The organism is Paenibacillus oleatilyticus, from assembly GCF_018998565.1.
Lineage (GTDB): Bacteria > Bacillota > Bacilli > Paenibacillales > NBRC-103111 > Paenibacillus_G > Paenibacillus_G oleatilyticus.
Genome location: NZ_JAHNZO010000007.1, coordinates 74778 through 87483, shown reverse-complemented (window position 1 = coordinate 87483; position 12706 = coordinate 74778). Strand labels below are relative to the sequence as shown.

Annotated in this window: 8 protein-coding genes; 1 reads left to right on the top strand and 7 read right to left on the bottom strand. The window is 55.1% G+C overall.

The annotated features are described in order from the left end of the window. Nucleotides 1-11: 11 nt before the first annotated feature. From KQX66_RS11350 to KQX66_RS11330, 5 genes are all read right to left on the bottom strand, one after another. Complete coding sequence (locus tag KQX66_RS11350) at nt 12-1019, bottom strand: zinc-dependent alcohol dehydrogenase family protein (protein WP_216792572.1); 1008 nt, start codon at nt 1017-1019, stop codon at nt 12-14. Nucleotides 1020-1050: 31 nt separating this feature from the next. Continuing rightward, nucleotides 1051-2109, bottom strand: coding sequence for an NAD(P)-dependent alcohol dehydrogenase (locus KQX66_RS11345; RefSeq protein ID WP_216792571.1), 1059 nt, complete (start codon nt 2107-2109; stop codon nt 1051-1053). Between the two features lie 54 nt (nt 2110-2163). Next, complete coding sequence (locus tag KQX66_RS11340) at nt 2164-2979, bottom strand: carbohydrate ABC transporter permease (protein ID WP_216792570.1); 816 nt, start codon at nt 2977-2979, stop codon at nt 2164-2166. After that, a complete protein-coding gene (locus KQX66_RS11335; protein ID WP_216792569.1) occupies nt 2976-3914 on the bottom strand; it encodes a carbohydrate ABC transporter permease in 939 nt (312 codons plus the stop codon). Before KQX66_RS11335 ends, KQX66_RS11340 begins: the two co-directional genes overlap by 4 nt. 70 nt (nt 3915-3984) lie before the next feature. Continuing rightward, the gene (locus tag KQX66_RS11330) at nt 3985-5388 is read right to left on the bottom strand and encodes an ABC transporter substrate-binding protein (RefSeq protein ID WP_216792568.1); all 1404 of its coding nucleotides are present in this window, start codon (nt 5386-5388) and stop codon (nt 3985-3987) included. A gap of 337 nt (nt 5389-5725) precedes the next feature. Between KQX66_RS11330 and KQX66_RS11325 the strand changes: the two genes are divergently transcribed. Continuing rightward, a complete protein-coding gene (locus KQX66_RS11325) occupies nt 5726-7378 on the top strand; it encodes an FAD-dependent monooxygenase (protein WP_216792567.1) in 1653 nt (550 codons plus the stop codon). Nucleotides 7379-7436: 58 nt separating this feature from the next. Here the strand turns inward: KQX66_RS11325 and KQX66_RS11320 are convergent, their stop codons facing one another. Then, on the bottom strand, nt 7437-9482 hold the full coding sequence (locus KQX66_RS11320) for a methyl-accepting chemotaxis protein (RefSeq protein ID WP_216792566.1): 2046 nt from the start codon (nt 9480-9482) through the stop codon (nt 7437-7439). Nucleotides 9483-9678: 196 nt separating this feature from the next. After that, a complete protein-coding gene (locus tag KQX66_RS37990) occupies nt 9679-12633 on the bottom strand; it encodes an SPM autocatalytic domain-containing protein (RefSeq protein WP_216792565.1) in 2955 nt (984 codons plus the stop codon). Between the last annotated feature and the right edge of the window lie 73 nt (nt 12634-12706).

The window sequence follows — 12706 nt, the reverse complement described above, 5'->3', positions numbered from 1 at the left end:
CTTGAAATCGATTATATCACAATTTGCACCTTCATCAGATCGGGCGCTTTGGGCTTTTCCAGAAATTCGACCGTCTCCTCCAGCGTGATCGTCCGGGAAATGAGCGGGCGGACGTCGATCCGGCCTTCCTTGAGCCAGTGAAACGCCGGGATAAACGTTTGGTTGATTGCCATCGAGCCAAGCAGCGTCCAATCCTTGTTATACAGCTTGAACGGGTTGATCCGGATGCTCGCGCTTTCCGCGGTCACGCCGAATTGCAGATACTTGCCCGTCGGTCCCAAATAATTCAACGCTTGCTCAATCACCGCCGGAATGCCGGTCACGTCCACCACCGCGTCGAACCCGTAAGGGTACGTGTCCTTGCCCAGCTCGGCTTCCAGATTGCGGCTCAGCACGCCCTTCGTCGCGCCGTAACGTAAAGCCATGTCGAGCTTCTCCTGCGCCACATCCACGACGACCAGCTCCGACGCTCCCGCCCGGGCCATCGCCTGGATGAGCTGCTGCCCCATCGCGCCCGCGCCGAACAGCAGCACGCGGCTGCCAACCTGCAATTGCAGCCGGTTCATGCCGTGCACGACACAGGCCAGCGGCTCGATGAATGCGCCTTCCTCGAACGACATCGTGTCCGGCAGCTTCACCACGTTGCCTGCCCGAACAGCCACGTATTCGGCCATGCTGCCGTTCACCGTGTTGCCGAGCGCCTGCCAATTTTCGCATTGGTTGCTCCGGTGGGTCAGGCAAAATTCGCAGGCGCCGCAAAACAGCGACGGATCGGCGCTGACCCGGTCTCCCGGCTGCAGGCCGGTGACGCCTTCGCCCACCTCGTGCACGATGCCGGAAAATTCATGTCCGGGAATAATCGGGTACGGGGAAATAAACTCGCCCTCGAAAATATGAAAATCGGTGCCGCAAATCCCGACGTTCTTCACTTGAATCGTGACTTCGCCGCGCTTCGGCGCCGGATAAGGCACTTCCTTGACCACGGCCCGGCGCGGCCCTTCGATGACCAGAGCTTTCATGTTAAGCTTCCCCCTATTCGGTTCCATTTCTTCATTCGTTCTCATTCGGGTAAATCATGATTTTGATGCTCGTATCCTTCTGCGTCCGCGCGGTCTCCACCGCTTCGCGAATCCGGCTAAGCGGAAACCGGTGCGTAATCGTCTTGGCGATGCCGTGCTCGCGGCGGCTGAGCAATTGAATCGCCGCCGGGTACGTATTCGCATAGCGGAACACGCCGTACACGTCCAGCTCCGCGTCGACCAACGCCGGAATATCCAGCGGAATCGCGTCGCTCGTCGGCAGTCCGACCAGGACGATCCGCCCGCCCCGCTTCGCCAGCCCGATCGTATCGGCGATCGCTCGGGCGCTGCCGGACGTTTCGACGATGACGTCGACGCCCTCGCCGCCCGTCAAGCGGTCAAGCTGTTCCTTCACCGGCGCACCCGCCGGATTGAGGACTCCGGCCGCGCCCATCTCCAGCGCCAGCTCCCGGCGGCTCTCCATCACGTCGCTGCCGTAAATTTCGGTCACGCCGAACAGCTTGGCCGCTTCCAGCGCCAGCAGGCCGATCGGCCCGAGTCCGGTCACCAGCACGCGGTCGGACGGCTTGACGCGCCCCCGGGTCATCGCGTGAATGCCGACGGACAGCGGCTCCAGCAGCGCTCCCTCCTCGAAGCTCATCGCCTCCGGCAGCTTGAACAGGAAGTCGCTGCGCACCGCGACGTAGTCCGCCCAAGCCCCGTCCACGGGCGGCGTCGCCATGAAGACGACGTCCGGGCACAGGTTATACCGGCCCGACTTGCAGTAATTGCACCGTCCGCACGTCACGCCCGGCTCCACGGCGACCCGGTCGCCGACCGCGACATTCGTCACCGCGCTGCCGACCTTCACCACCGTGCCGGCCACCTCGTGCCCGAGGATGATCGGCTGCTTGACCTCGTACCGGCCGATCCGGCCATGCTCGTAATAATGCACGTCCGAGCCGCAAATCCCGATGCAGTGCACCTGCACCAGCGCTTCGTCCGGGCGCGGCTCGGGCACCGGCACGTCCTTGACTTCAATCGATAACGGGCGGTCCAGCACCGCCGCTTTCATCATTTGCTTTTGCATAGAGTTCTCCCTTTTCCGAATTTGGAAATTTATATATAGCTTCTCGTCTGGCTCCTAGCCCTTCACTGCGCCCATCGTCAAGCCGCGGACCAGCTGCCGCTGGGTAAACCAGCCCAACACCAGCGCAGGCAGAACGGCCAGCGTAGCGACGGACGACATTTTGGCCCAGAACAGCCCTTCTTGCGTCATGAACGACGACATATAGACCGGCATGGTGGCCGCATCCGTCGAGGTCAGGCTGACGCCGAAGAAAAACTCGTTCCAGACGAAGACGAGACAGAGCAGCGACGTCGAGACGATCCCCGGCCGGACCAGCGGCAGCGTAATCTTGAAAAAGCCCTGCAGCCCGGTCGCCCCGTCCACCTGATACGCCTCAATCGTCTCGTAAGGAATATCCTTGAAGAACGAGCGCATCATCCAGACGACGAGCGGCACGTTCATCGCCGTATACAGCACGATCAGCGCCGTTAGCGAATCCAGCAAATGCAGTTGCTTGAATACGAGATAAAGCGGAATGATGACGCCGACCGCCGGAAGCATTTTGGTCGAGATGAACCAGAACAAAATGTCGTCCGCCTTCTTGATCTTGAACATGGCGAGCGCGTATGCGGCCGGCACGCCGAACGCGAGCGCCAAGATCGTGGAGACGATCGAGACGGTCGCCGAGTGCCCCATGAACGAGCCCGCGCCCGAATCCCAGATCAAGCGGTAATTGTCCAAGGTCGGCTGGAACACGAGCGACGGCGGCATCGCCACCGCATCCCCCTCCTCCTTGAAGCCGGTGATCAGCAGCCACAGCACGGGGGAAAAATAGATCAGCGCGAGCACATACGTTCCGGCCGTCAGCAGCATAGACAGCGGTCGTCTCATGACAATTCCCCTCCAAACGTTCTGCGCATAAACTTAAACAGCACGGTCATAAACACCGTCATCAGGATGACGATCATGACGCCGACCGCCGAAGCTCCGCCGATATCCCAGCCCTGGAACCCGATCCGGTACAAATAGAAAGGCAGGTTCGTCGACGCGTAGCCGGGGCCGCCCGCCGTCGTCACGTAAATTTCGCCGAACGTTCCCATAATAAAAATCAGGCCGAGCAGCAAAGCCACCTCTATATATCTCAACAGATGAGGAATAGTCACATGGAAAAATTGCTGAATCCGGTTGGCGCCGTCCAGGACGGAGGCTTCCATCAGATCGGGGGAAACCGACTGCAGGCCGGCAAGCAGCACCAGCATGAAGAACGGTATCCACTGCCAAGCGACGACGAAAATAATCGTTTCTAGCGGATACTGTCCGAGCCAATCGACCGGAGGCAGGCCCAGCTTCGCAGATAAATACGCGCTAAAGCCGAAATTCGGATTTAAAATGACCGTCTTCCATACGATGCCGGACACGGCGGGCATGATGAAGAAGGGCGACACAAACAGCGTACGAATAATCCCCTTGCCAAAAAAATCGCGGTTCAGCAGCAGCGCCAGCCCCATGCCGCCGACCAGACATAACGCCAAGCAAAGAATCGTCAGCAAAAACGTATTTTTCAACACTTCCCAGAACGCCGCTTCGCCCAAAATCGCAACGAAATTGGACAGCCCCGCGAACGTAATGCCTTGATCCGGCCGCATCAGGTTCCACTGATGGACGCTTAAATACAGCGTGACGAGAAAAGGAATCTGCGTAATTAAAGCGACAAAAGCGATGCCCGGCCACAATAGCCCTTTTGCCGCGGCGGACGTATCGTCCGTTCGCTTGGCTTTCGCGGTATAAGGTTTCATATCGGCTTTACTCCATTCTACCGTGTTCATTCGCCTCTCCTCGCGTGATGTAGTGCGGCAAAAGGGAACGGACCGGCCGCTCCCCTTTCGCCGGATGGGTTTATTTCTTGTATCCGCCGCTGACGGCGACTTTTTCCGCTTTCTCCTGCGCCTTCTTCATTGCGTCCTCGACGCTGATGCTGCCGGTCAGCGCGGAGGCGATGTCTTGGCTGACCTCCGTGCCGAGCTGCTGGAACTCCGGAATGGACACGAATTGAATGCCTTGGTACGGCACCGGATCTTTGGCCGGCTTCTTGTAGTCCGCGGACATCATCGACTGCATCACGATGTCGGCGAACGGCGCCGCTTCCTTGTACTTCGGATTCTCGTACGTCGACTTGCGCGTGCCCGGAGGCGCGACGACCCAGCCTTCGCTTTCCCCGACTTTGGCGATGTATTCCTTGCTTGTCGCCCACGTCATGAACTTGAACGCTTCCGCTTTGTTTTTGCTCGCCGCTTCGATCGCCAGGTTCCAGGACCACAGCCAGCCAGTGTTGTCTTTAGCAGCCGAAGGCGCTTTTACATAGCCGATTTTGCCCACGACCTGAGAGTTTTTCGGATTGTTCAAAAATCCGGCCGCCACCGTCGCGTCATACCACATGGCCGCTTTTCCCGTCGACATCAGCGTGAGCGCTTCCGTAAAGCCGGTTGTCGTCGCTCCGGGCTGTCCCGCTTCCTTCAGCAGGTCCGCGTAAAACTTCACCGCTTTGACCGTTTCCGGGCTGTTCAGCTTCGCGTTCCAGTTCATGTCGTACCAGGAGCCGCCGAACGCATGGATGATCGAGTTGAGCGGCGCAAGCACCTCGCCCCAGCCCGGAAGCCCGCGCAGCACGATCCCCGGCACGTTGTTGGCGGCCTTTACTTTTTTGGCAATCTCCGCCACCTGCTCCCAGGTCGGATGCTCCGGCATCGTCACGCCGGCTTTGGCCAGCATGTCCTTGTTGTAGTAGAGCATGCTGCTTTCGCCGTAAAAAGGAAGCGCATACAATTGTTTGTCGTAAGTCAAGCCGTCGCGGACAGCCGGAAAAATATCTTCCAGATCATATTTCGTTTTCGCATCGGCAGACATGCCGTCGAAATAGGTCGTAAGCGGCTCGATCCATTTGTTTTTGGCCCAGATCGCCGCGTCGTAGTTGCCGATCGTCACAATATCGTATTTGCCCCCGCCCATGGAGACATCGACCGTCACCTGCTTGCGGAGATCGTTTTCCGGCAGCACCGAAAACTTCACCGTGGTCCCGGTTTCTTTCTCGTAGTCTTTGGCCAGCTTTTGCATGATGGCCATATCAGGGTTGTTCACCGTCGCGATCGTCAGCGTCTTCTTGCCGCCGTCCGCAGCCGCTTCACCGGTTGCGGCATCCTTGCCTTCTTTTCCCGGGGACGCCGGCGTCCCACATGCCGTAAGCGCTACCAACGCGGACAAAGAAAGCAGTCCGAGCGATGTTGTCCATTTCTTCAAGATCATTACCCCCTGTTCTTGTTAGGGACCTCTCACGGAGACGATCCATGAACGCAATCATGACAAATTTTAATTTTGCGATCCCTTGAAGCTATTATAACGGGGGGGAAAATGTGATGTATATAACATCATACGGAAGTTTGACGCCATCTCATTGATGCCAGGATTAAATAGTTCGGGGCTTAGGGATAAAAAAAGCCGGCGCCGATTACCATTGACGCCAGCTTGCTGAAAACAAATTGTAATTTATTTACACTGTATTTAAAAACGTGCAGTAAGCTTAAGCGCAGAATCATTTTTTACATTTTACATTCAATCCCAATTAGGGAAAGGAGTCATTTTGATGACAACGTACAGCGTACCTGTAATCATCGTCGGAGGTGGCTTGGTCGGCTTGTCCGCCGCCTTGTTTCTAAACCGGCAGGGCATTTCTTATCTGTTGGCGGAGCGGCATTCCGGCACTTCCATCCATCCCCGGTCCCGCGGCTTCAATCTGCGCACGATGGAGCTGTACCGGAACTTAGGCTTGGAGCAGGCGATCCGCGAGGCCGGCGCATCCTTGTCGAAAAGCAAGGGGATGTTTACGGCCGAAACGCTGGCCTCCGCCGAGCTGGATCTGCCCCAAAACGGCGTGCCCGAATCGACGCTTCGCCTTATGAACCCGTTCGTTCCGAACGACGACATCAGTCCCACACAAGGAAACCGCTGCACTCAGGACGTCGTCGAGCCGCTCTTGCTGCAGGCCGCACGCGACCGCGGCGGCGATCTGCGCTTTTCGACGGAGCTCCGTTCCTTCCGGCAGGATATCGACGGAGTCACGGCCGAGCTGGTCGATCGGGCCACCGGAACGGCCTCAACCGTCAGAGCCCGCTACCTGATCGCCGCCGACGGAGCGAAAAGCCCGGTCCGGCAAGCGCTAGGCATTTCCATGACGGATGAGTACTCGCACGGTTTTCTGATCAATATCTACTTTCAGGCGGATCTCCGCGATATGGTGCAGGGGCACGAATTCAGCATCTGCAACATCCTGCATCCGGAAGCGACCGGAATGCTCGTCGCCATTAACAACAGCGACCGCTGGTGCTTCCATGCCCCCTATGACCCGCAGAACGAATTGCCGGAGGATTATACGCCGGAGCGGTGCAAGGATCTATTAGCCAAAGCGCTCGGGTTCCCCGGCCTCGACATTCGAATACTCAGCGTGCTGCCTTGGGAAGCCGCCGAAGGCGTCGCCGAGCGGTTCCAATCGGGCCGCGTGTTTCTCGCCGGAGACGCGGCGCACGTCATGCCGCCGACCGGAGGCTTCGGTGCGAATACGGGGGTGCAGGATGCGCATAACTTGGCTTGGAAGCTGGCGGCGGTGCTGCGCGGCCATGCGGGCCCCGGGCTGCTGGAAACGTATGAAGACGAACGCCGGCCCGTCGCCCGGTTTACGGCGAAGCAGGCCGGCTTGATTGCGGCGAACAGCATGCTGTCTTTTTTCAAAGGGAGAACGGAGGGAACTCCCGCCAACGTGCTCGTCACCGCCATGGGGTACCGTTACAAGTCGACCGCCGTGCTTGCGAGCGACGACAGCGAAGCGCCGCAAGACCAGCCGGAGTTTCACGCAGCTCCCGGTACCCGGGCTCCGCACGTCTGGGTCGGGCATCGGAGCGGCCGAATCTCCACGCTGGACTTGTTCGAACGGAGCTTCGTGCTTGTGGCCGGACCCGACGGGGCGTCATGGCGTGCGGCTGCCGAAACGGCCCGCGGACGTCTGGGGATCGGCATCGACTGCTATCTGCTCGGGCCGGATGGCGATCTGGCGGACCCCGACGGCCTCGGACAGCAGGCGTTCAGGCTGAGTCCCGGAGGGGCCGTGCTGGTCCGTCCGGACGGCTTTGTCGCTTGGCGAAGCGATGACGGCGGCACGGACGACTACGGACAGACGCTCGTACTGGCGCTAATGCAGATTCTGAGCCGCGAGTCCGGCGGGCATCCAGCTCAGGACGCATGACGACGGTGGAAGGCTGTTGGCGCGAAATCGTTCGAATTCGCTAATCCCGCTCTGCGGGTCACACCTTAAACCGGGACATCAGCTCCCGCAGCTCCTCGACCATGAGCGTCAGCGATTCGGAAGAGGCGGCAATCTCCTCCATCGCCGCGAGCTGCTCCTCGCTGGAGGCGGCCACATGCTGCGCATTGTGCGCAGCCTCCCGCGCAATACGGGACAGCTCCTGCGTCGTTGCGTTTACCTGCTCGGAGCTGGCGGACATTTGCTGGGAAGCGGCGGAAACCTCTTGGATTTGCTCGTCCATCGCATGAATGTGGTGCAGAATAGCCTGGAACGCCTCGCCCGCTTGACCGACCAGGCGGGTCCCCCGCTCCATCTCCTCAGCGCCCGTTTCCACCGAGGCGGCGGCCTCCGCGGCGAAGCTCCGGATTTGACCAATCAGTTCTCCGACCTGCTCGGCGGATTGCTTCGTTTGCTCGGACAGCTTGCGGATCTCGTGGGCCACCACGGCAAACCCTTTGCCGTGCTCCCCGGCCCTGGCCGCTTCAATCCCCGCGTTCAGCGAGAGCAGATTCGTTTGGTTGCTGATCCCGGTGATCACTTCCATAATTTTACCGATTTCCCTGGAGCGCGCGTTAAGCTGCCGGATGATGTCGGCCGTCTGCTTGGCGTTCTCGTTCACCTGACTCATGCCGGTTACCGCTTCCTGGATTTTCGCATTGCCCTCGGAAGCCTTCGCCGTCGTCTCCTCGGAGGAATCGCGAACTAAAGAAGACGACTCGGCAATGCGCTGAATCCCGAGCGTCAGCTCATCCATCGCCCGGACGGTCTCTTCCGCTCCGCGAAGCTGCACATCGGAACCCATCGCGACCTCCTGAATCGTCGCGGAAATGTTTTCCGCCACCTTGCTGGTCTGCTCGGCGCTGGCGGACAACTGCTCGGAGGTGGACGCGGCATGCAGCGTATGCTCGGACACCTTATTCAGCATCTGTCTAAGCTCGCTGGTCGTCCGGTTAAAGTGCTCGGACATTTGCCCGAATTCGTCTCGGCTCGAGACTGTAATGTGATGCGTGAAATCCCCGGCCGCCAGCTTCTCGGACAGCTTGTTCAGCTTGGCGATTTGGACGGTAATCCCGCGGCTGTAGACCAGAATGACCGCTGCGATCAGCAAAATCCCGGCCAGTCCTATCAGACAGAGCTTGAACAGCAGTTGCGTAAGCGGCTCCGTCAATTCCTTGTCCGGCATCACGACCGCGAGAATCCACTGCGTCCTTGGAATTTCTTTATAGAACACGTGGTTCACGCCGTTTGCGCCTGCGTACGTCGTGTTCCCGTTTTTGTTTTGCAGCAGCTCTTGACCCAAACCGGCCAAGGCGGAGTCGGTGTCCTGCTGGAGCTTGGATTTCATGACTTTCCCTTGATCCGGGCCGGCCAAATAGGTGCCGTCCTTATGGATAAGTAACGCCCAGCCCGTGGCCCCGACCTTCATGTCCGACACGGTCTTTTGCAGCGTGGATAGATCGATATCGCCCGTCACCACGCCGATAAACTGTTTCCCGGCATTATAGACGGGAGCCGACGCCGTCACCATGGACACCTTCGTTATTTCATCGTAATACGGATCGGTATAAACGGCAGCCTTTTGATTGACGCCGGCTTTGTACCAGTTTTTGCTCAAATAATCGTAGTTGGGATCGTTGTAGTCTTCCGTCGATTTGATGCTGTCCTTATCCCGAAAGGCATACGTGGAGAAATATTTTGTTTTCGCGTTATAGGCGCCGGGTTCGAAAAAAATCCCGAGACCGAACGTCTCCCCGTTCACTTGCAACCCGCCCTTCGTCATGGACTGGTAATCCTGAAGCGTGAGCTTCGTATAGGTATCCTCGACCGAATGGGCGATCATCTCGGGCAACCTCGTATGCGCAACGAGCCGGGTGTCGATGTCGTTCGCGATGCTTTTCAATTGCTCGTTCATGCCATACCGGCTCTCGTCGAGAATGATCCCTTTGGCATAAACATAAGCGGCGACTAGGACGGCAGCAAACAAAACAAGCACGACGGGCATAAACAAGAGGAACGTTTTGGCTTTGACGCTTCGAAGTCTCATGAAGGCAGCTCCCTTTGGATGCAGATTTAGAGGAATGTACCAAATAAAATTCGACATATTTCGCCAAAACCCTCTGACTCCCGTAAGTTTACACACTATTAATCTTTTTCGGGCAATGTTCCGCAAAAAGCCCCAGTCCGGATTGTTAGACTGGGGCTAGAGCAGTCATGAGCGCTTAAATTCCTATCGCATCATCCTAATCCGCCATAAAATACTTCCTTCGAACCGCATCGATATGCATCAACTCCAACGTCATGCTTCCCGGCATGCCCAATTCATGTCTGACGCTGGTCACAATGAAAGCCAAATCCTTAATCTGAACCTTATCGCCTGCCCGAATCGTGTTGATATCGATGGCCGTCACCGTAATCGTTTCTTGCATCCCGGTCAGAAGCTTTTGAGCCGCTTTCTTCGCCTGACTGGCGGTTTCAATATTGCTATTTTGAATAATGCGCTGCAGGGTGCCGTATTTTTCCGTTTCCCCCTTCTCTACCGCTAACACCGGCACCGGCTTGTCTTCCTCTTTTGCCTTGCCCAGCACTTTCACTTGGGTGACGGCGCCTTCCAGCGTCCGCTTCTGTGTAATCTCCTCGACATTCTGATCCATGTCCAGCATCCAAACCGGCGAATTGCTCCCTATTTCGTACAGCTCCAGCCCGTTCGGGGTCATTCGAGCCCGGTACATCAAGCCGTCGCGAGATACCGTATCCTTCAAATCGTTCAAAATCATGGAGAAAATCGTCTGGGACCGGTAGACGCCTTTGGCAAGACTTTTTCCCGTTTCCGCCACATGGCCTAACGGAATTTTCCAGTCCGCCGCATACCGTTTCAGCCTTTGTGACGCCGTTTGGCCCGCCGGAAGCAAATACTCGTCCTCGCATTTGTTCAAGTAAATGGTCTTGTCGTAAGCCGTTACCGTCAAATGCTTCTGCCCGCTGTTGCGGCTGCTGCACTCCCAGATCACCCCGGGGTGAAAAAGATAGACCAGACTCGTGCCCTGGGGAGCAATCCCCGATATACGGATCTCTTGACCGGGCCCAATGGCGGGAAAATCGTCCGTGATGACCAAATCGATGGTCGCCCGATAAGCGATTTCGTCCAGCGACTCTTCCAATGTGATTTTTTCGACCATGTCCGTGATGATGTATTGATTAGCCAAGATGACCTCGTATTGGTTGGAGTGTATGATCGGAGGCTCTTTTTTTTCAAAAACCGGCTCTTCTTGACGCTTCATGATTTGCTTGAACTGTTCAGGGTCGATTCGGTTCGTTGCCAACTCGAAAAAATATTCGCCCATGGCCCAGGATGAGCCGTCCTGCTTGATATAATCGCTTTCCCTTATCAAAATATTGTCGTTCGATTCGTTGCCGGAGCCGATATCGTAGTATTTCGTATGAATCGCGGTAATACCCAAATCCGGTAGCGTAAACAATTCGTTCGGGGTGGACTTTCCGTCACTGTTGGAATCTTTCCAAACCTTAAGCTGGGCAAATCCGGCATCGTTCTTGTCGATTGTACCGTCGCGGTTGTCGTCCAATTCCGATAAGGCGGCATATCCATTCTGAGAACGCGAACCGTCTTTCATCAAGGCATATTCGCCAAACAGCTCGGTCCCGTTATTAATGACTCCATCGCCGTTCAAATCGCGCACAAGCAAGCCGTCGTCCGGACCCACCCAGCCCGTCAAGCTGCTCTTCCCGTCGCTGTCATGGTCAAAAAACACTCTTTTTTCAATGCCTATGGTTTCCAGACCGTCTCCGTCCAGATCCATTACGATCGGGTCCGAAGCTTCAAAAGCCTGCCCGTACTTCTTCCCTAACTCAAGCAGATAGGTGAGCGAAAATTGATCCTCGTTATTGAACCAATTGTTTTCCATCGTGATAAAATCTGCCAATTTTTTGATGTTTACCGTTTTAATAATATTATGATATTTGTCACAAATTTGAATGAATTCGATATTGTTCCAATCTCCGTAGGAATGCAAGAACGTGAGTGTGTCGGATGAGCTAGTAAAGCTGAGTGTTACTTTAACGGTGTGTGACTTTTCATAACCGTCGCGATTAAAATTAACTTTAATTTCATCCAGTCCAAAGCCGATGAGTTTAATCTTGTCGGCTTGATCCTTGCCGTATTCTGCAATTTCATCATTGCCGTCTCCCTTTTTGAAAAAGTAGAGATCGTTGCCAAGGCCTCCTTCCAAGAGATCATCTCCTGTGCCGCCAAGTAACTGATCGTCTCCTCCGTTGCCATACAGTTTATCGTTTCCTGCCCATCCATACATATAATCGACATGATCACGGCCATATAAAAAGTCTGCCGCTCCATTCGAGCCATTCAGGTTAATAAAATGATCGCTGAAATTGCCGCCTTCATCCATGTAATATTGAAAATAATTATCGTAATATAGCGCGTTATGCCTCTTTATCGGATCAAACGTGTAGTCGCCTTCTTTATGCGAAAATGGCAGTATTATTCTGGTACCTAAGCGCCAGCCTGGAACATGATGTAAAATCTCTTCATTGACTACATAATTCCGTATTGGAAGAGAATCTTTTATTTTTAGAAGGTGCAAAAATTCAGGAACAGTACCGTCAATAAAGACTCCAGCTGAATTAAATGTTACAACATGAGACAAAGACGCTGGCTCAATCCATTCTCCAAAAATCCCCGTACGTGTATCCCAATAACCAACCTGAGCTAATTTTCCACCTAAGGAATGACCAGTAAATACAATCTTGTAATCCGAAGCGTCGCTAATAATTTGTTGGAAACGTTCACCGTTGAAGAAACGATTTAAAAAAGGTCTAGCTCCGAATAAAACTTCTTTTGAAATCCAACTAGGAGTTATATTTTCTAATAAATCGTTCTTATTCCAGTCCTCAGGCAGTCCTTCGAACCACCCGTCAGTCCCTCTCATGGCAACGACAAATTCAGTTGTCCTTTCGTTATAATATATTGCCGCATAAAAGCCATATTGTGCTTCCTCTTGTACCGGGAGCTGAAAGATTTCCCAATCAGACAAAACCACTTTCCCTATCATTTGATTTAATTTTTTGAAATTTTCTAAATATTTTCCAACAAATAATGTTTTATCATATACCTCATTACACATCAGCATCAAAATAAAATCGCTCGGCGATCTTTTGCTCATTCCAAATCCCCCTAATCCCTAAGCATTCTCGAAGGTAAATACAAAAAAAGACATACCTGTATTAGGTATGTCC